Source organism: Janthinobacterium sp. GW823-FHT06H09, assembly GCF_058794735.1.
In genome coordinates this window covers 232,057-251,034 of record NZ_JBXAHC010000007.1, presented here as the reverse complement: position 1 = coordinate 251,034, position 18,978 = coordinate 232,057, and the positions used below count along the sequence as shown (strand labels likewise).

Genomic DNA, 18,978 nt, shown 5'->3' with positions numbered 1-18,978 from the left:
AAAAAAATCCGCCGAGGCGGATTTTTTGTTTTACAGGGTAAATTTATACCCGATGCTGACACTCACGGCGAGCGGATCGAGCTTGATGTCCTGCGTCTGCCCCGTCGAGAATTTCGCCTTGGTCTTCAGGAAGGTCTTGACCACGGCCACGTCGGCAAACCAGCGCTCGTTGAAGGACAGGGTGCTGCCGACCACCAGGCTGCCTGCCAGTTTGTTATCCATGCGGTAAGTGACGGGCGCTCCACCCGGATCCAGCAAGGCCGTCATCTGGCCCGAGCCTTTTTCCTTCTGGAAATATGCATACGTCAAGCCCGCGCCCACGTAAGGACGGATCATCGCATTGGGCTGGAAGAAACGGTACTGGATGAAGGCCGTCGGCGGCAAGGCTTCCGCCGTCCCCAGCTTGCCCGTGCCCTTGATGGCACCATCGCCCATCAGGTCATGCTTGTACGGCACGCCCAGGATCATTTCAGCGGAAATATTGTCCGTGATCATGTAGGCAAAGGTCAGGATGGGCTTGGTATCCGCCTTGACGTCGGCCTTCGTGCCCGGCAGTGCCGGCGCGGAAATGTCGCCACTATCGACGTGGGGCGTGATTTTGTTGAGGCCGACCTTGGCCATCCAGGTGCCTGCGCTTTGCGCCGAAGCGCCCGTCGCCATGGCCATCGCGGCGGCGGCGGCCAGCACGCGTACAGCGGTATTCAAACGATTTTTCATCTTGTCTCCTGATCATTATGTGCGGATAGCCGGGCTATCCAGTCTTGTCGCTGCCGGCGCCAGCCCCGTCCCCGGGACGCGGCTGGCGCGGCGATTCCTTACAGCCAGCCCCGCACGACCATGTCCTTGGCCACATAACGGGCCAGCAACAGGTTGTTGAACGGCGTAGGGTGCACATCGTCGGCATACGCGTAGTGGCTGACGTCGCCCGCTTTCAGGTTCGAGCCATTGCACACCAGCGAGCTGCCCAGGATATTGCCAGGTGCGGTCAGGTCGCACGCCGTCTCGCTGACATTGGTCAAGCCATACGGGCCAGGGTTGACGCCCTGGTCATGGCTGACGGCAAACACGTCGACCAGCAAGACTTTCGCATTGCCGCTCAGGCCACCGCTCAGTTCGCCATTGAAGGCGCTGACCATGGCATTGATGAGCGTCTTGGTATTGGCATCCTTGCTCAAGCCCGATGGCGTACCGGCCACGTCCGGCAAGTTGTTGACGATGACATAGTTGGCGCCCTTGGCGATGATCTGATCCTTGACCAGCGCCACCAGTTCAGTACCCGCTTGTTTCATGGCGGCAATCAGCAACGGCCCCTGGGCCGCCGCATAATCGGCGCCGGCCTTGGCGCCGGCAGCATTGCCGGTGACCGTCGCATCGGCTTGCGCCTTGGTGACCAACGGACCATACACTTCCAGCGCGCCTACCGCCGTATTGCCGGCAATCACGGCCGCTTGCACGGCGGCACCGACGATGGTCGCCGAGGTGGCGCCAGGCGCCGCGCTGGCCGTCTGGATGGCGGCGCCGATGGAGGCGGCGGCCGTGGCGGGATTGGGCGCGCCGGCGGCCAGGGCCATGGTTAAATTGGTGGCAAAAGCCTTGGCGCCCGCATCGGCGCCCGCCGTCTTGCCGGCCGCCGTCGCACCGACCTGCAATGCGCCGAGCTGGAACAGCACGTCATTGCCGCCCGCCATCACGAAAACGGCTTCCGTGCCGCTGAACTTGCCCCCGGAAGCAGCCAGGTGGTTCGCGATCTGCGTCACCACGGGCACGGTCAGGGCACCGAGCTCGCTGCCCGTCAACTTGTTGTTCGGACCGACGGGGTTGGTCACGCGCGAACCGCCCATGGCGTAGCCGTAGCAGCCCGGATGCTTGACGCGTGGAACAGACAAGCCTTTTGCCGCATTGCCTTCCAGGCCAGTCTCGGCGGCGCATGGGGCGGCCAGGCCGAATTGCGCGGCCAGGTGCTCGGTCCAGTTCTTGCCTGTCAGTTCAGGATTGATCTTGGTATTGTCGCCATTGATGGTGAACTTGCCGCCACCTTTCGCCAGCACTGTGCCCACGGCATACGAACCGACATCGGACAGGCTGTCGCCGAACGACACCTGCGCCGTGTACTTGACTTTCAAGGTTTGATCACCGCCACTGGCGCCGCCGCAACCTGCAAGGACAGCCGCAGCCAGCACGGCCAGCGCAAATTTTGTTTGATGCATTTTGTCTCCTCGGTCTTTTTTATGGTTTCTAAACGAACGGGCGTGCTATTCGTTACCCAACTAATATGCCATCGTTCATGAGGCTTGTATAGAAAATATGCTTTAAAAATCAACGAAATAACAACACCGCCTGCGCCCTGTGATGGCCGGGCGATCTGCTGAATTATGGAGGATTTACTATGTTTCGTGGCAAGCATTGCTATTGCGCTGCATCAAGAAAAAGCCCCTTGCGGGGCTTTTTTCAGACGGACAGGAATTGCTGCAAGATACCACTTGAGCCGAACGCGGCACGCCGCAAACGGTCGTTGACGCCGAGCCACGCGGGGCCGGTCGGTGGCGCTTCGACGAGGATCAGCTCGGCGCCGACCTGGTCCATCGTGCGCAGCGAGGCATACAGCGCATGTGCGTAGTTTTCCGGGCTGGCGGCCAGGCGCACGCTGGCGCTGGCCGGCGGCAGATCCGAGTAGTGGATCAGCGCCACGCGGCGCCCGTCATTGAGCAGGCGGTTCAAGGTGGCGCGCACGTCGTCGCTGTGCTGCATCGCAACAGGCGTGTGTGGCGCATAGTGCGATTCCAGGGTGCCCGAAGCACGCGGTGCGGCCGCGTCGGCCACGGCCGGTGCGCGGCCAATGACGGCGGCGATCTGCTCGCTGCTGATATGGCCGGGACGCAACAACACGGGACCGTGCGTGGCCAGGCGCGACAGGTCGACGATGGTCGACTCGATGCCCACGTCGCTCTGCCCGCCGTCGAGCACCAGGCCCAGCAAGCCGCTGTCGAGCTCCGCCGCGAATTCATCGCGCACGTGCTGCGCCGTGGTGGGGCTGACGTTGCCGAACTTGTTTGCCGACGGCGCCGCCAGGCCGCCGTTGCCGCCCTTGAAAGTGCGTAGCAGTTCGATAGCCACCGGATGCGAGGGGCAGCGCAAGCCCACCGTATCCTGGCCGCCGGAAACGGCGTCGGGGATATGCGCGGCGCGCTTGACGATCAGGGTCAGCGGACCGGGCCAGAAGGCGGCCACCAGCTGTTCCGCCTCGACCGGAATATCATCGGACCAGTGCGCCAGGTCGGCGCCCGGCGCCACGTGCACGATCACGGGGTGGTCCGAGGGACGGCCCTTGGCTTCATAGATGCGCGCCACGGCGGCCGGGTTTTCCGCATCGGCACCGAGGCCGTACACGGTTTCCGTCGGGAAAGCGACGAGGCCGCCCGCTTCCAGCACGGCAGCGGCTGCCGCCAGGTCGTGTGCGGGCACGCTCACGGCGCGATTCCCAGGATCAGGCACGCATCGCGCAGGCGCTGCTGCGCCTCTTGCAAGGTGGCGGCGATGAAGGTCAGGTGACCCATCTTGCGGCCACGGCGCGGATCGTCCTTGCCGTACAGGTGCAGACACGCGCCCGGCAAGGTCAGGATGCGGTCCCAGGCCGGCTCGCTGGCGACATCGCTGCCGTCGGCAAACCAGGCGTCGCCGAGGAGGTTGAGCATCACGGCCGGCGAATGCTGGCGCACGTCGCCCAGCGGCAGGCGCGCCATGGCCCGCACCTGCTGCGCGAACTGGCTGGTGACGCAGGCATCCATCGTGTAGTGGCCGCTGTTATGCGGGCGCGGCGCCATTTCGTTGACCACCAGGCTGCCGTCGGTGAGCACGAAAAACTCGATGCACAGCACGCCGACATAGCCGAGTTCGGCAACCATCGCCTGCGCCGCCCGCTGCGCCATGGCGGCGCAGTCGTCCGACACGTTCGGGCCCGGCACCGTGGTAGTAAACAGCACGCCGTCGCGGTGCACGTTTTCGGCGATCGGATACACGACCGATGCGCCGTCCACGCCGCGCGCCGTCAGCACGGACACTTCATACGCCAGCGGCAGCATCTTTTCCAACAGGCAAGTTACCTCGCCCATTTCCGCGAAGGCGGCGCGCACCTCGTCGCGCGTGCGCACGCGGAACTGGCCCTTGCCGTCATAGCCCATACGCACGGTTTTCAAAATGCCTGGCAGCAAGTCGTCGGCGATGCCGTCGATGTCCAGCTGCGTGGCGATCACCGTATGCGGCGCCGGCAGCACGCCCGATTTCGGGGCGCAGGCGACAAAGAAACGCTTTTCCGCGATGCGATCTTGCGCCACCGACACGCCGTGGGCGTTGGGCGCCACAAACACGCGTTCGGCCAGGCGCGACAGGCTGTCGGCCGGCACGTTCTCGAATTCCGTGGTGACGGCCAGACACTGCGCGGCCAGGGCGTCGAGGCCGGCCGCATCGCTGTAGCCGGCATTGACCAGGCGCTGCGCCACCTGCCCCGCAGGGCAGGCGTCCGATGGTTCCAGCACGGCCACTTGGTAGCCCATGCTCTGGGCGGCCTGGGCAAACATGCGGCCGAGCTGGCCGCCGCCCATCACGCCCAGCCATGCCGGTGGATTGGCGGCGGGCAGCAATGGGGAAGTCGATTTACTATTCATTATTTTTCAAGCACATTATTCAGGCAAGACCATGGCCTTGGCGGCGGCCGTTTGCGTGGCACGGAAGGCTTCCAGCTGCTCGGCCAGGGCGTCGTCGTTGGCGGCAAGCATCGCCACCGCCGTCAGCGCCGCATTCGCCGCGCCCGCTTCGCCGATGGCGAAGGTGGCCACGGGCACGCCCTTGGGCATTTGCAGGATCGACAGCATGGAATCTTCGCCGCGCAAATACTTCGATGGCACGGGCACGCCCAGCACGGGCACGATGGTCATGGCGGCCACCATGCCAGGCAGGTGGGCCGCACCGCCGGCGCCGGCGATGATGGCGCGCAAGCCGCGCGCGCGTGCGCTTTTCGCATACGCATACATCTCGTCGGGCATGCGGTGCGCGGAAATGACTTGCGCTTCGTACGGCACGCCAAACTGTTTCAGGATGGCGACCGCGTTCTGCATCACGTCCCAGTCCGAAGACGAACCCATGATGACGCCGACCAGCGGCTTATTCTGCTCGCTCATCTCAGGCCTTCAGCTTCTCGCCCGTCAGGCGTTCGATGGCTTCAAAGTACTTGGCCTGGGTTTTTTCAATGACGTCGGCCGGCAACGCGGGCGCCGGTGCGGTCTTGCCCCAGGTCAGTGTTTCCAGGTAGTCGCGCACGAATTGCTTGTCGAACGACGGCGGCGAAATGCCAGGCTGATACGAGTCCGCTGGCCAGAAGCGCGAGGAGTCGGCCGTCAGCACTTCATCCATCAGATGCATGACGCCGTTGTCGTCCAGGCCGAATTCGAACTTGGTGTCGGCGATGATGATGCCGCGCGTGGCCGCGTACTCGGCGGCCGTCTTGTACAGGGCAATGGCGACGTCGCGCATCTTGGCGGCCAGTTCCGCGCCGATGCGCTCTTCCATTTCCGCAAAGCTGATGTTTTCGTCATGCTCGCCCAGTTCGGCCTTGGCCGCCGGGGTGAAGATCGGTTCCGGCAGCTTTTCCGCCTGTTGCAAGCCAGCTGGCAGCTTGATGCCGCAGATGCTGCCCGTGTCCTGGTAATCTTTCCAGCCCGAACCGATGATGTAGCCGCGCACGACTGCCTCGACCATGATGGGCTTCAAGCGCTTGGCCACGACGGCGCGGCCCTTGACTTGCTCTACTTCCTCGGGCGCCACCACGGACTCCGGCGCCACGCCGGTCAGGTGGTTCGGCACGATATGGCCCAGTTTCTCGAACCAGAAATCGCTCATCTGGTTGAGGACCTTGCCCTTGCCGGGGATAGGCTCATTCATGACGACATCGAAGGCCGACAGGCGGTCCGTGGTGACGATCAGGATCTTGTCGTCGCCAACGGCGTAATTGTCGCGGACCTTGCCGTGGCCCAGCAATGGCAGGGAATGGATGGAAGTCTGATAGAGGCTGTTCATAGCGGGGGAATAGTTGGATGAAACGAAACCGGCAGGCAGGGAAGGCGCCCGCCGGTCGAGAAAATCGGGCACGGAGCATTGCTTCCGGCCCGTTCCAGACAGAATTTTACTTCACAATTTGCGACAGCTCGCCGGCCTTGTAGCGCTCGGCCATTTTTTCCATCGTGATGACCTTGATTTTCGACGCCTGGCCTTCGCAGCCGAAAGCCTGCATGCGCGCGCGCACGATTTGCTCGGCGGCGGTGCGGGCTGGCTTCAGGAAGTCGCGCGGGTCGAATTTCGACGGGTTCTCGAACAGGTACTTGCGGATCGCGGCCGTCATCGCCAGGCGGATATCGGTGTCGATGTTAATCTTGCGCACGCCGTGACGGATGCCTTCCTGGATTTCTTCGACTGGCACGCCGTAGGTTTCCTTCATGTCGCCGCCAAATTCGCGGATGATGGCCAGCAATTCCTGCGGCACCGACGAGGAACCGTGCATCACCAGGTGGGTGTTCGGGATGCGCGCGTGGATCTCCTTGATGCGGTCGATGGCCAGGATGTCGCCCGTCGGCTTGCGCGTGAATTTGTAGGCGCCGTGCGAGGTGCCGATGGCGATCGCCAGGGCGTCGCACTGGGTGCGCTGCACGAAGTCGGCCGCTTGCGCCACGTCCGTCAGCAGTTGCTCGCGCGTCATGGTGCCGTCGGCGCCATGGCCGTCTTCCTTGTCGCCCTTCATGGTTTCCAGCGAACCGAGCACGCCCAGTTCCGCTTCCACCGTCACGCCGATGGCGTGCGAGAATTTCACCACTTCACGCGACACTTCCACGTTGTATTCGTACGACGCGACCGACTTGCCGTCCGCTTCCAGCGAACCGTCCATCATCACGGAAGTAAAACCCGAGCGGATGGCGGCCATGCAGACGGCCGGCGACTGGCCGTGATCCTGGTGCATGACGACCGGGATGTGCGGATACGCTTCGACGGCGGCGTCGATCAGGTGGCGCAGGAACGCTTCACCGGCGTACTTGCGCGCGCCGGCGGACGCCTGCATGATCACCGGGCTGTTGAGCGCATCGGCGGCAGCCATGATGGCTTGCACTTGTTCCAGGTTGTTGACGTTGAAAGCAGGAATGCCATAGCCGTTTTCGGCGGCATGGTCCAGCAGTTGACGCATGGATACGAGAGACATGGTAATACTCCAGATAACAATAGAAACCGTTGCGGCGCTTCGCGGTGGTCAATAACCGCGCCGGCGCCTGAATTCTTGGGCCTTATTCAAATTCGCCGACTGTCACAATCTTTAATGCATTCGTACCGCCCACCTGGCCCATCGGCTCGCCCCAGGTGACGACGATCATGTCGCCCTTTTTGACGATGCCCTGCGCCACCAGCAGCTCTTCCGCCTGCTTCAGCACCTGCGCGCTGGGAGCGTTCTGCATCAGATGATACGCCCGAACATTGCGGTACAGCGCGGCTTTGCGCAAAGTCGTGACGCTCGGCGTGAGCGCATAGATCGGCGTATCGATACTGTGGCGGCTCATCCACAAGGCGGTGGAACCCGATTCCGTCAGCGCCACGATGGCTTTCACGCGCAGGTGGTGGGCTGTAAACAGCGCGCCGTAGGCGATCGACTGGTCGATGCGGGTAAACGTGACGTTGAGGAAGTCGGCATCGAGCTTGTTGTATTCGGACTGTTCCGCTTCGACGCAGATGGCGGCCATCATTTCCACCGTCTCGATCGGGTACTTGCCCGAGGCCGTCTCGGCCGACGTCATGACGGCATCCGTGCCGTCCAACACGGCATTGGCCACATCGGACACTTCGGCGCGCGTGGGCACGGCGTTGACGATCATCGATTCCATCATCTGCGTGGCAGTAATGGCTAATTTGTTCGACGCGCGCGCCATCTTGATCATGCGCTTCTGCAAGGCCGGCACGGCCGCATTGCCCACCTCGACGGCCAAATCGCCGCGCGCCACCATGATGCCGTCGGAAGCGTCCAGGATTTCCTGCAGCGCGGGAATGGCTTCCGCCCGCTCGATCTTGGCGATCATCATCGGCTTGTGGTGGTACGGTTCGCCGGCGATATTGGCCAGCTGGCGCGCCATTTCCATGTCGGTCGCGCATTTCGGGAAGGAAATGGCGAGATAGTCGGCCTGGAAACTCATGGCCGTCTTGATATCTTCCATATCCTTGGCCGTCAGGGCCGGCGCGGACAGGCCGCCGCCCTGGCGGTTGATGCCCTTGTTGTTCGACAACTCGCCGCCGATTTTCACGGTGGTGTGGATTTCGCTGCCGTGGATGCGCTCGACGATCAGCACGATGAGGCCATCGTTCAGCAGCAGCACGTCGCCCTTGTGCAAGTCGCGCGGCAAGGCCTTGTAGTCGAGGCCGACCCGTTCCTGGTTGCCCAGCTCGCCGTTTTCTCCCCACTTGGCGTCGAGGATGAAGCGCTCGCCCGCTTCGAGCTGAATGCGCGTGTTTTCAAACTTGCCGACACGAATCTTCGGCCCTTGCATATCGGCCATGATGGCCACTTCGCGGCCACACTCGGCCGCCGCCAGACGCACCAGCGCGGCGCGGTCGATATGGTCCTGCGCCTTGCCGTGGGAAAAATTCAAGCGCACCACGTCGACGCCCGCACGTATCATTTTGACCAGGATATCGAAGTCGGTGGAGGCGGGGCCGATTGTTGCTACGATTTTTGTACCACGTGGCATAGGAATCCTTGTGCGCGAGCGAAGGTGAGCAAGGCCGGTTTGAGACAGCCGCCGGCAAGGTAAAAGCGCAGCGGTCAGGCTGCGCTTGGTACTGAACTGCTGAACGCTCCGTCTTAGCCGGCGCGTTGCATGAGCATTTCCACGGCAGGCAATGTCTTGCCCTCCAGGAACTCCAGGAAAGCGCCGCCGCCCGTCGAGATATAGCTGATTTTATCCGTAATATCGTATTTGGCAATCGCCGCCAGAGTATCGCCACCGCCGGCGATCGAAAATGCTTTCGACTCGGCAATCGCCAGGGCCAGGGTCTTGGTGCCGTTGCCGAACTGGTCGAATTCGAACACGCCCACGGGGCCGTTCCACACGATGGTGCCGGCGGCGGCGATCTGCTGCGCCAGCAGGGCTGCCGTTTTCGGGCCGATATCGAGGATCATGTCGTCATCCGCCACGTCGGCCACGTCCTTGACGGTGGCGGCGGCTGTCGGCGAAAACTCCTTGGCGCACACGACATCGACGGGAATCGGCACTTGCGCGCCGCGCTTGGCCATGATGTCGATGATGGCTTTCGCTTCGTCGACGAGCTCCGCTTCCACCAGCGACTTGCCGACGTTCAAGCCAACGGCTTTCATGAAGGTATTGGCGATGCCGCCGCCGACGATCAGATTATCGACCTTGTCGGACAGGGCTTTCAAAATGGTCAGCTTGCTCGATACTTTCGAACCGGCAACGATGGCCAGCAGCGGGCGGGCTGGCGCGTGCAGCGCTTTGCCCAGCGCATCGAGTTCGGCGGCCAGCAGCGGACCGGCGCAGGCGACGGGCGCGAACTTGGCGATGCCGTGCGTGGACGCTTCGGCGCGGTGGGCCGTGCCGAACGCGTCATTGACGTAGATATCGCACAATTTGGCCATTTTTTGCGCCAGCTCATCGCTGTTTTTCTTTTCGCCCTTGTTGACGCGCACGTTTTCCAGCAGGACGACCTGGCCGGCAGCCAGGTTTTCCAGGCCGGCGCCGTCGACCCAGTTTTGTTTCAATGCAACTTCCTGGCCCAGCAGCTCGGACAGGCGGGCCGCCACGGGCGCCAGGCTGTCGGCCGGCTTGAACTCGCCTTCCGTCGGACGGCCCAGGTGCGACGTCACCATGACGGCGGCGCCAGCGTCGAGGGCGGCACGGATGGCCGGCACCGAAGCGCGGATGCGCGTATCTTCGGTGATCTTGCCACTGTCATCTTGCGGAACGTTCAGGTCGGCGCGGATGAATACGCGCTTGCCTTGCAGTGCATTTTGGGCGATCAAATCTTGCAGACGGATGAAGTTGAAAACAGCTGACATGGCGATCCAGATGACGAGTGGAAGGAAATGCGCTATTTTACCGCAATGACCAGACCAAATCGCCGATTTGTCCTGCTTTACTGAAAAACATGCAACAGTCGCAAGCCCGTGAAAACCAGCATGCCGAACACGATGGTTTGCAGCATATTGCGGCGAATCACGAAAAAGAGCGTAGCGGCAATACCCGACAAGAGTTTCAGATTCGACAAGTCAAAGTGCACTTGCGGCCCTTCCATCAGCATGTCGGGCGCAATGATGGCCGCCAGCGCGCAGGCCGGCGCATAGCGCAGCATCTCGCCCACGCGGCGCGGAATGGTGATGTGGTGGCCGATCAGCCAGAAGGTGCTGCGCGTGGCGGCCGTGGCCACCACCAGCACGGCGATGGCGATCCACACGTCGCTCCTGCCCCAATCGATGCCGTCAAACATGGCGTTTTGTCCACTTTTCTGTCAATTCTTCCACGGCCATGGCGCTGACCATGCCCACCACCACAGCCACAAGCAAGCCCAGCTTATACGGCAGGCTGAACGCCAGCACGGCGACCGTGCCCGCCACCAGCACGCCGCACAGGGCGGCGCGGCTGAGGATGAGCGGCACCGTCACGCACAGGATCGCCAGCGTGCCCGCAAAACCCAGCCCCCATTCGGCCGGCACGATGGCGCCCAGCACGATGCCGATGAAGGAACCGGTTTGCCAGGCCAGCCAGTTGGGATAGATCAAGCCTTTCAGGAAAGGCAGCTTGGCCGGGTCCGGCGTTTCGTGCGGATAGCGCTGCAGGAACAGGCCCACCGTAATGTCACCGGCCACATAGCCGAGCGCGAAGCGCTGGCGCCACGGCAGATGGGAAAAATGGGGGGCCAGCAGCACGGAAAAGATAACAAAACGCAAATTGACGACGAGGGCCGTGGCGAAGATCACCCACACGGGCGCTTGCGCGGCCAGCAGGGGCAAGGATGCAAGCTGGGCCGAGCCGGCAAAGACAAACAGGGTCATGGCGCCCGCCTGCGCCACGGTCAGGCCGCTTTTCACCATGGCCACACCCACCACCATGCCCCAGGCGGCGATGCCCAGCAGGGTGGGCGCCCCCAGGTTCAGGCCGGCACGCCAGGCATCTTTCAGCAAGGCATCATCGCTGCTGGCCGGGACGGCGTTCACGCGGGTGTTCATGCGAGCCCCCGGCAGGCTGAGTGTGGTAACTGCACAACAATGGTGCAAGACGACAAGGGCGGCAACGGTGATACCGGCAAGGCAAATCCAGTCAGTGTGGCGCTGCAGCCGCCATATTTCCGCGAAAACCCGCGCCGCAGCCGAAGATGATCAAGCCGCCATTTTAGCCATGATTTTTGCTGTCTGCCTGAATCCGTTAAAATCGTGGTTTTGGCAGCAGCCGACTTCCATCCATACAGCCTCACGGAGCATGACAAGATGACAAAAACCACCCAGCCAGCGGTCGAACTCGACGGTAAAGACTTGCCAGCCCACTGCCCTAACCCGGCCATGCCGCTGTGGTCATCGCATCCGCGCGTGTTTCTGGAATTCAACAAGGACGGTATCGCCAAGTGCCCGTACTGCGGCACGGCCTACACCCTGAAGGAAGGCGCCAGCGCCGGCCATCATTAAACTGCCCAGCGGCGCGCCCCCAGCGCGCCGTTTTTATGTGCATCAAGTTATACCGTTCAGCCCGGAGTCGTCATGAAACGTCTGAAAGAACTCAATGGCAGCGCCGCGGAAGTCGAAGCGGCGTTCTACGATGCCTTGCACCGCGCCGACCTCGAAGCGCTGATGGCGCTATGGGCCGACGATGAAGAAATCGTCTGCATCCACCCGGGCGGCGCGCGCCTGATCGGCCATGCCGCCATCCGCGCCTCGTGGGAAACCATCCTGGCCGGCGGCGGCCTGCACATCGTGCCCGCGCAGCTGCATGAAACGCACAATCTGATGAGTTCGGTGCACACGGTCATCGAAGGCGTCACCAATGAAGACGGCGCACCGGCGCATCTGCTGGCGACGAATGTGTATGTGAAAACGCCGCGCGGCTGGCGCATCGTGCTGCACCACGCGTCCATCGCCCCGGGCGGCGCGCCGGCCGACGCCACGGGAACGCAGATCCTGCACTGATGTTCTTGCCGCTTATTGACAACGCCCCCTACACCGCCCCGCTCTGGCTGCCTGGCGGCCACGCGCAGACGATTTATCCTGCCGTGTGCCTCGCCAAGCCGGCCGTGGCCTTCCGCCGCGAACGCTGGCAAGCGCCCGACGGCGACTTCGTCGACGTCGACCTGGTCGACGGTCAGCCGGGCCAGCCCTTCGTGCTGCTGTTCCACGGCCTGGAAGGCTCGTCGAACAGCCATTACGCGCGCGCCCTGATGGCCGAGGTGGCCGCGCGCGGCTGGTCGGGCGCCGTGCCGCATTTTCGCGGCTGCTCGGGCGAAGCGAACCTGGCGCCCCGCTTTTACCATTCGGGCGATGCGCAGGAAGTGGACTGGATCGTGCAGCGCCTGCGCCCGCGCGCGACAGGCAAGTTTTACGCGGCCGGCGTCTCGCTGGGCGGCAATGCCCTGCTGTGCTGGCTGGGCCAGTCGCAGCACCAGGCCGATTTCATCGATGCGGCGGCGGCCGTGTCGGCCCCGCTGGACCTGGCGCAAGGGGGCAAGGCCCTGTCATCGGGAGCGAACCGGCTCTACACGCGCATGTTCCTGAACACGCTCAAACCGAAATGCCTGGCCAAGCTGGAACAGTTTCCCGGCCTGTTCGCGCGCGAGGCCATGCTGGCCGCGCGCGACTTGCACGCCTTCGACAATGTCGTCACGGCGCCCCTGCACGGCTACCGCGACGCCGACGATTACTGGCACCGCGCCAGCGCCAAGCACGTCTTGCAGGACATCACGGTGCCGACCCTGGTGCTGAACGCGCAAAACGACCCCTTCCTGCCCGGGCGCTTCCTGCCGCGCAGCGCCGCGCCGACGGTCACGCTCGAGTATCCGCGCCACGGCGGCCACGTCGGCTTTGCGGCAGGCAAGTTGCCGGGCAGCACACGCTGGCTGCCGCAGCGCCTGCTCCATTTTTTTGAGGGCGGCAACATGGCGCCGCCGGCCCCGCAAACCTGTCACGCTGGCAGTTCGCAAACGCACACGGAAAACGCTACACATGGATGAACTCGTCAAACAGGCCCTGGCCAAATGGCCGAACGTACCGCACTGCTACGGCTGGCTGGGCCTGGACGCGCGCGGCCACTGGCGCATGCGCGACCAGCAGGCGCAACAGCGACAACTGCCTGGCGACAAGATCGCCCACGAAGCCCTACTGGGATTTATCAACCGCAATTACGGCCATGACGAACGCGGCTGCTGGTTCTTCCAGAACGGCCCGCAGCGCGTGTATGTAAATCTGGAAGCGACACCCTACATCGCCCGCAGCGACCCGCGGCACGGTTTTGTCTTGCAGACGGGCGCGCCGCTGGAACAGATCGAGCAGGTGTATTGGTGCGACAACGGCGTCTTGATCTTGCGCCAGGGCGAGGTCGTGGCGCAGGTCGATGACCGCGACATGGCGCAAGTGCTGGACGCCCTGCACGTCGATGGTCAGGTGGCCAGCGACGAGGCCTTGCTGGCGTGGCTGGAAGAGCGCCGGGGCAAGCTGACCCTATTGCATAACGGCAAGGAGATCGCCGTGCAGCCGCTGCGCTACGACGCCGTGCCGCAAACCTTCGACTTCCAGCCGATGCCGCAAGCCGAATAAGGCTTATCCCTTCTGGTCCTTGATCTGCTCGCGGCGCTTTTCCTGCAATTCGCGCTCGCGCGCATCGATCACGGCCTGGTCATAAAAGGTCGCGTCCGTCGATTTGCGGGCGATCGTCAGCTGGTCCAGCGCGGCCATGGTGGCGCCCTGCAGCACGTAGGATTCGGCCAGCGCCATATGCTGCAAGGTCATCTTGCCCTGATCCGCATAGGCTTTCGCCAGTAAATCGTACAGTTCCGGCTCTTCCTTGTAGAGCTGCACCTGCTCACGCAGGTACAAGGTGGCTTGCTCCAGCTTGCCGGCAGCCATCAGCGCTTCCGCATATTGGTGGGCAATGCCGCGCGAGAGGGGAAACTGCTGGCGCGCCGCATCGGCCGCCTTCAAAGCCTGTTGCGCCACTTCCTTCTTTTGCGCCGGCATCAACAGCACTTCCAGCCCCATCGCCGCCAGCAGCGAATTGGGGCCCTGCGTGCCGCCCGACGTCAGCACATTCGGCCCGGCCGGCTGGTGCAGGGCGGCATTGGCCGCATCGAGTTCCTTTTGCGCCTCCGCCGGCTTGCCCTGCTTGACGGCGACAAAGGACAAGCCGTAATGGGCGGCCGTCACCTGGAAGCGGCTTTGCTGTTCCAGCTGCGTCTTGAAGACGGCCTTGGCGTTCAGCAAGCCTTGCACGCTTTCATCCTGCAGCACGCGCGCGCGCGCGCGGGCCAGGTGGAAACTCAGGCTGTCCGCACGCTGCTTGTACGGCTGCTCGCGGATGCGCGCCTGGATGTCGGCGATGCGTTCCGTCGTCAGCGGGTGGGTCTGCAGATAGGCGGGCATCAGGTCGCTGTACGAACGGCTGGCCGCCTGCATGCGGCCGAAAAAGGCCACCATGCCGGTGGTGTCGAAACCGGCTTCGCCCATGATCTGGAAACCGATGCGGTCCGCCTCGCGTTCGGCGTCGCGGCCGAAATTGAGCTGGCGCTGGATGGCCAGGCCCTGGCCGGCGGCAAACACGCCCATGGCCACGTCGCCGCCCGCGCGCGACGCGAGCGCCGCCAGCAGCATGGCGGCCAGCGGCATCAGGGCATCCTGACGCTGCTGGCCCAGCATGCGCGCGATATGGCGCTGCGCCACGTGGCCGATCTCGTGCGACAGCACGGAAGCCAGTTCCGCCTCCGTTTGCGCCGCCAGCACCAGGGCCGAGTGCACGCCGATGAAACCGCCCGGCAAGGCAAACGCGTTCAATTGGGGATCGCGCACGGCAAAGAAGAAATAGTCGTAATTCGTTTCGCCGCGCACGCTGGGGCGCGCCGCCACGAGGGCGTTGCCGAAGGTATTCAGGTATTCGAGCAAGGGCGCGTCATCGAGATAGTCGCGGTCGCCGCGGATGCCGCGCATGATTTCCTCGCCGATCTTGCGCTCCATCGCCGGCGACAGGTCTTCGCGCGAGGTATCGCCCAGGTTCGGCAGGTTCGGCGCCGGCGGCACGGCCAGGGGCGTCCAGCCGCTTCCCGGCTTGGCCGCCGCGCCGGCAGATGGCGCCGCTGGCGCGGACGTATAGGTTTGCGCCAGCGCACAGGGCGCCGCCAGCGACAATGCAGCCAGCACGGATGCGCGCCGCAAGCGGCGCAGCCATGCCGCAGCGGCGTTTTCAAGTACGATCGGAAGGGGAGTTTTTGAATTCACGGGTGCTATCATACCTTGTTAGCGGCGCCCATTCCCACGCGCCATGCCAGTGGCATGGGGCCGTGATTCGGCCTGCCGCGCCCCCGTTCCTCACCTATTTTGACGCCATGACAACAGCAGACAAGCAAGCCCCCGCCGGGGAACTGACCCATTTCGACGCTACGGGCCAAGCCCATATGGTCGACGTGGGCAGCAAGGAGGACACGCGCCGCAACGCCGTGGCCGCCGGCACCATCCGCATGCAGCCGGCCACCCTGGCCTTGATCATTTCCGGCAACGCCAAGAAAGGCGACGTGCTGGGCATCGCCCGCATCGCCGCCATCATGGGCGCCAAGCGCACCAGCGACCTGATTCCCCTGTGCCACCCGCTGGCCCTCACGCGCGTCACCGTCGATTTCGACGTGGATGAAGCGGCCAACAGCGTGCATTGCCGCGCCCAGGTCGACACCACGGGCAAGACGGGCGTGGAAATGGAAGCGCTCACGTCCGTGCAGATCGGCTTGCTGACGATCTACGACATGTGCAAGGCCGTCGACCGGGGCATGGTCATGACCAACGTGCGCGTGCTGGAAAAGCATGGCGGCAAGTCGGGCGATTGGCACGCGGAAGTGTAACTATGCCGCCTGGCGCGCCAGCCGGCCCCGGATGCGGCGCAAGTCGCACAGCAGCCAGACGGCGCAGCCCAGGCACAACGCGATGATGGCCACGGACAGGGGCAAGTGGAATTGTTCCAGTCCTGCCAGCGCAAAGCCGGTATGGATCAGGCATGTCCCCACACCCAGCGCGGCGCAGACACAAGCATACAGGGGCGCTCGCGGGGTGGCCAGCAGCACGTGCCGGTAACCGGCCAGCACCACGGCAATCGCCGCCAGGTTAAACACGAGAAAACCCTGCACGCCGCCCGGCACGTGAAACATCTCCCACTCTTTCCAGTAGGCAGCGTCGATTTGATGCAGGATCAGGAACAACATGGTCCAGAAGTAGCTGCGTGGCATAAGATTTACATTCGTCAATATTGACGCAATTGTAAAGCCTGCACCGCGCACCGGCACGTGCCCATGATATTTTTCGATGCGAAAGTGAATTTCATTGATAGGAATGCTTTTTCATCAAGAAATCATGCATACTGCGAGTCGACCATATACAGATGAGCATCGCATGACAAGCAACACGCCCGCCGCAGAAAGCAAGCTCCAGGACTTCGAATTCGAGGCCATGAATCTGCAGGTGGGGGGACGCATCCAGTTCATCACGCACCGCACCATCAAACCGATCCAGCATTTCTCGACCGTGATCGGCTATGTGAAAGACGAGTACCTGATCGTCAAGATTCCCATGGAAAACGGCGCCTCCATCGTGCTCAACGAAGGCGACAAGCTGACCATCCGCGTGTTTTCCGGCATCACCGTCTGTTCGTTTGCGTGCAGCGTGCTGCGCCTCTTCGGCCGTCCGCTCAACTATGTGCACCTGAGCTTTCCCGACGCCATCCAGGGCACCAGCCTGCGCACGGCCATGCGCGTCAAGGTGGAGATTCCCGCGCAGCTGAGCTACCGCGACGTGGCGGCCGTGCCCGTGTTCATCGTCAACCTCAGCGTCTCGGGCGCGCTGATCGAGGCACCCAGCATGCTCACGCCCGATGAAGAAGGCGTGGCACTGAGCTTTACCCTGCTGGTGCAGCCGAACAAGCATCAGATGCGCGTCAACACGCGCGCCCGCATCCAGAACGTCAGCGTGGGCAAGCCGTCCAATGGCCACGCCGCCGGAGTGGCCGAAATCTATACGTATGGCGTGCAATTCATCGACCTGGAACCGACCCACTACACCCTGCTGCAAAACCTCACCTATGAAGCGCTGATCGCGGACCGGCAAAAAATCGTCTGACACGGGCGCGGCAGGTGTCGCTTACTGCGTCGCCACCACCTTGGGAATATTCGTGCGGGTAATCGCTTCCTTGGCTGCCGCATTCGTCACGGTGGTGCTGTTAAACCAGCTCAGGCTGCTGGTGCCGAGCTGCAACTCCATGTTCACCTTCTGACCGCCCAAGCCGCTGCCCAGGTCGCCCGCCAGGGTCAGCTCGATATTGCCCTTGTGGACCTTGGCGCCTGCCACTTCGCGCGTCGGGCTGAACACGGGGATGGCGCTGGGCACGGCTTCGGTGGGGGTGCTGCAGGCGGCCGCCTCGCCGCCATTTTCCTGCACGCACAGGGCCACGGCCGTCTTCAGGGGCGCGGCAGCGGCCAGCACGTTGCTGACCTTGGCCCGCATCGTATAGTCGCCGTACTGGGGAATGGCCACGGCCGCCAGGATGCTGGCGATGGCCACCACGATCATCAGTTCTATCAGGGTAAATCCGCTTTGCGCGCGCATCGCATCCTCCCGGAGTGCAGTTGGTCACGCCGTGCATGGTGCAAGCGCCGTGCCAGCGGCGCCCCGGGGCGGCGTTGGCAGGCATGGAAAGAAAAGCGACGCATTTGGGCGGATTCGGACCAGCGCCGTCGCCCCAGGGCGGGAATCGGCCTGTCTTGCGGACAAAAAAAAGGAGCCGAAGCTCCTTTTTTTTATACTGCATGAATCAGGCTGAAATTACAGCATGGCTTTCAGCAGACGCGCCATTTCCGACGGGTTTTTGGTCACGGTGATGCCGCAAGCTTCCATGATTTCCAGCTTGGCTTGCGCCGTATCGGCACCGCCCGAGATCAGCGCGCCGGCGTGGCCCATGCGCTTGCCTGGAGGAGCCGTTACGCCAGCGATGAAGCCGACGACCGGTTTTTTCATGTTGTCTTTGATCCAATAAGCCGCGTTGGCTTCGTCCGGACCGCCGATTTCGCCGATCATGATGACCGCGTCGGTATCTGGATCATCATTGAACATCTTCATGATGTCGATGTGCTTCAGACCGTTGATCGGGTCGCCGCCGATGCCGACTGCCGACGATTGGCCCAGGCCCAGTGCGGTCAGCTGACCCACTGCTTCATAGGTCAGGGTGCCCGAACGGGAAACGACGCCGATACGGCCCTTCTTGTGGATGTGACCTGGCATGATGCCGATCTTGATTTCGTCTGGCGTGATCAGGCCTGGGCAGTTAGGGCCCAGCAGCAAGGTTTTGCTGTTGGCTTTAGCCATGCGGTCTTTCAGGGCCATCATGTCGCGGACAGGAATGCCTTCGGTGATGCAAATGGCCAGATCCATTTCAGCTTCGACAGCTTCCCAGATCGCCGCTGCCGCGCCTGCTGGCGGCACGTAGATCACGGAAACGTTGGCGCCGGTTTCTTTTTTCGCTTCGGTAACGTTAGCGAAAATAGGAATGCCTTCGAAATCTTCGCCGGCTTTCTTCGGGTTCACGCCTGCCACGAAGGCAGCTTTGCCGTTCGCGTAGTCGCGGCATCCGCGGGTGTGGAACTGGCCGGTCTTGCCGGTGATCCCTTGGGTAACGACTTTGGTATCTTTATTGATCAGAATGGACATGTTGATTC

At 63.0% G+C, this 18,978-nt stretch carries 21 protein-coding genes; 6 read left to right on the top strand and 15 right to left on the bottom strand.

Annotation, left to right across the window (positions count from 1 at the left end; translation table 11 throughout):
• Positions 1-30 precede the first annotated feature (30 nt).
• From AC1Q6X_RS14175 to AC1Q6X_RS14125, 11 genes are all read right to left on the bottom strand, one after another.
• The gene (locus AC1Q6X_RS14175; RefSeq protein ID WP_070290920.1) at positions 31-717 is read right to left on the bottom strand and encodes an OmpW/AlkL family protein; all 687 of its coding nucleotides are present in this window, start codon (positions 715-717) and stop codon (positions 31-33) included.
• A 98-nt stretch (positions 718-815) separates the two neighbouring features.
• Positions 816-2,207 (bottom strand): SGNH/GDSL hydrolase family protein, encoded by a 1,392-nt coding sequence (locus tag AC1Q6X_RS14170; RefSeq protein ID WP_492497623.1) that lies wholly within the window; start codon positions 2,205-2,207, stop codon positions 816-818.
• Positions 2,208-2,448: 241 nt separating this feature from the next.
• Positions 2,449-3,468 (bottom strand): L-threonylcarbamoyladenylate synthase, encoded by a 1,020-nt coding sequence (locus AC1Q6X_RS14165; RefSeq protein ID WP_070220350.1) that lies wholly within the window; start codon positions 3,466-3,468, stop codon positions 2,449-2,451.
• Positions 3,465-4,661, bottom strand: coding sequence for a 5-(carboxyamino)imidazole ribonucleotide synthase (locus AC1Q6X_RS14160; RefSeq protein ID WP_492497622.1), 1,197 nt, complete (start codon positions 4,659-4,661; stop codon positions 3,465-3,467). The genes AC1Q6X_RS14165 and AC1Q6X_RS14160 overlap by 4 nt, the downstream gene beginning before the upstream one ends.
• 15 nt (positions 4,662-4,676) lie before the next feature.
• The gene (gene purE / locus AC1Q6X_RS14155) at positions 4,677-5,174 is read right to left on the bottom strand and encodes a 5-(carboxyamino)imidazole ribonucleotide mutase (protein WP_070220354.1); all 498 of its coding nucleotides are present in this window, start codon (positions 5,172-5,174) and stop codon (positions 4,677-4,679) included.
• A 1-nt stretch (position 5,175) separates the two neighbouring features.
• Positions 5,176-6,069 (bottom strand): phosphoribosylaminoimidazolesuccinocarboxamide synthase, encoded by an 894-nt coding sequence (locus tag AC1Q6X_RS14150; protein ID WP_070220356.1) that lies wholly within the window; start codon positions 6,067-6,069, stop codon positions 5,176-5,178.
• 106 nt (positions 6,070-6,175) lie between these two features.
• The gene (gene fba, locus AC1Q6X_RS14145; RefSeq protein WP_010401625.1) at positions 6,176-7,240 is read right to left on the bottom strand and encodes a class II fructose-bisphosphate aldolase; all 1,065 of its coding nucleotides are present in this window, start codon (positions 7,238-7,240) and stop codon (positions 6,176-6,178) included.
• An 82-nt stretch (positions 7,241-7,322) separates the two neighbouring features.
• On the bottom strand, positions 7,323-8,771 hold the full coding sequence (gene pyk, locus AC1Q6X_RS14140) for a pyruvate kinase (protein WP_070220360.1): 1,449 nt from the start codon (positions 8,769-8,771) through the stop codon (positions 7,323-7,325).
• 113 nt (positions 8,772-8,884) lie between these two features.
• Positions 8,885-10,096 carry a phosphoglycerate kinase gene (locus tag AC1Q6X_RS14135; RefSeq protein ID WP_492497621.1) on the bottom strand — a complete coding sequence of 404 codons (1,212 nt, stop codon included), beginning with the start codon at positions 10,094-10,096 and terminating at the stop codon, positions 8,885-8,887.
• Between the two features lie 77 nt (positions 10,097-10,173).
• Positions 10,174-10,524: an AzlD domain-containing protein gene (locus tag AC1Q6X_RS14130; RefSeq protein ID WP_492497620.1), complete on the bottom strand. Its 351-nt coding sequence runs from the start codon at positions 10,522-10,524 to the stop codon at positions 10,174-10,176.
• Positions 10,517-11,263, bottom strand: coding sequence for an AzlC family ABC transporter permease (locus AC1Q6X_RS14125; RefSeq protein WP_492497619.1), 747 nt, complete (start codon positions 11,261-11,263; stop codon positions 10,517-10,519). Before AC1Q6X_RS14125 ends, AC1Q6X_RS14130 begins: the two co-directional genes overlap by 8 nt.
• A gap of 258 nt (positions 11,264-11,521) precedes the next feature.
• On the opposite strand from AC1Q6X_RS14125, the gene AC1Q6X_RS14120 reads away from it, so the two are divergent.
• From AC1Q6X_RS14120 to AC1Q6X_RS14105, 4 genes are all read left to right on the top strand, one after another.
• Positions 11,522-11,716, top strand: coding sequence for a zinc-finger domain-containing protein (locus AC1Q6X_RS14120; protein WP_070220739.1), 195 nt, complete (start codon positions 11,522-11,524; stop codon positions 11,714-11,716).
• A 72-nt stretch (positions 11,717-11,788) separates the two neighbouring features.
• Positions 11,789-12,214 (top strand): YybH family protein, encoded by a 426-nt coding sequence (locus tag AC1Q6X_RS14115; protein WP_070220368.1) that lies wholly within the window; start codon positions 11,789-11,791, stop codon positions 12,212-12,214.
• Positions 12,215-12,219: 5 nt separating this feature from the next.
• Positions 12,220-13,251, top strand: coding sequence for a YheT family hydrolase (locus AC1Q6X_RS14110; RefSeq protein WP_492497618.1), 1,032 nt, complete (start codon positions 12,220-12,222; stop codon positions 13,249-13,251).
• The gene (locus AC1Q6X_RS14105) at positions 13,244-13,834 is read left to right on the top strand and encodes a DUF2946 family protein (RefSeq protein WP_492497617.1); all 591 of its coding nucleotides are present in this window, start codon (positions 13,244-13,246) and stop codon (positions 13,832-13,834) included. Before AC1Q6X_RS14110 ends, AC1Q6X_RS14105 begins: the two co-directional genes overlap by 8 nt.
• A gap of 3 nt (positions 13,835-13,837) precedes the next feature.
• On the opposite strand, the gene AC1Q6X_RS14100 is transcribed toward AC1Q6X_RS14105, so the two are convergent.
• Positions 13,838-15,427 (bottom strand): M48 family metalloprotease, encoded by a 1,590-nt coding sequence (locus AC1Q6X_RS14100; protein WP_070220741.1) that lies wholly within the window; start codon positions 15,425-15,427, stop codon positions 13,838-13,840.
• Between the two features lie 185 nt (positions 15,428-15,612).
• Here AC1Q6X_RS14100 and moaC point away from each other — a divergent pair, with 185 nt between their 5' ends.
• Positions 15,613-16,119 carry a cyclic pyranopterin monophosphate synthase MoaC gene (gene moaC, locus AC1Q6X_RS14095; protein ID WP_070290912.1) on the top strand — a complete coding sequence of 169 codons (507 nt, stop codon included), beginning with the start codon at positions 15,613-15,615 and terminating at the stop codon, positions 16,117-16,119.
• Here moaC and AC1Q6X_RS14090 read toward each other — a convergent pair whose 3' ends face one another.
• Entirely contained in the window at positions 16,120-16,500 is a 381-nt protein-coding gene (locus AC1Q6X_RS14090) for a DUF6713 family protein (protein ID WP_492497616.1), read from the bottom strand.
• A 163-nt stretch (positions 16,501-16,663) separates the two neighbouring features.
• On the opposite strand from AC1Q6X_RS14090, the gene AC1Q6X_RS14085 reads away from it, so the two are divergent.
• On the top strand, positions 16,664-17,386 hold the full coding sequence (locus tag AC1Q6X_RS14085; RefSeq protein WP_070220379.1) for a flagellar brake protein: 723 nt from the start codon (positions 16,664-16,666) through the stop codon (positions 17,384-17,386).
• A 21-nt stretch (positions 17,387-17,407) separates the two neighbouring features.
• On the opposite strand, the gene AC1Q6X_RS14080 is transcribed toward AC1Q6X_RS14085, so the two are convergent.
• Positions 17,408-17,872 carry a pilin gene (locus tag AC1Q6X_RS14080; protein WP_492497615.1) on the bottom strand — a complete coding sequence of 155 codons (465 nt, stop codon included), beginning with the start codon at positions 17,870-17,872 and terminating at the stop codon, positions 17,408-17,410.
• Positions 17,873-18,088: 216 nt separating this feature from the next.
• On the bottom strand, positions 18,089-18,970 hold the full coding sequence (gene sucD / locus AC1Q6X_RS14075) for a succinate--CoA ligase subunit alpha (RefSeq protein WP_034746085.1): 882 nt from the start codon (positions 18,968-18,970) through the stop codon (positions 18,089-18,091).
• Positions 18,971-18,978 lie beyond the last annotated feature (8 nt).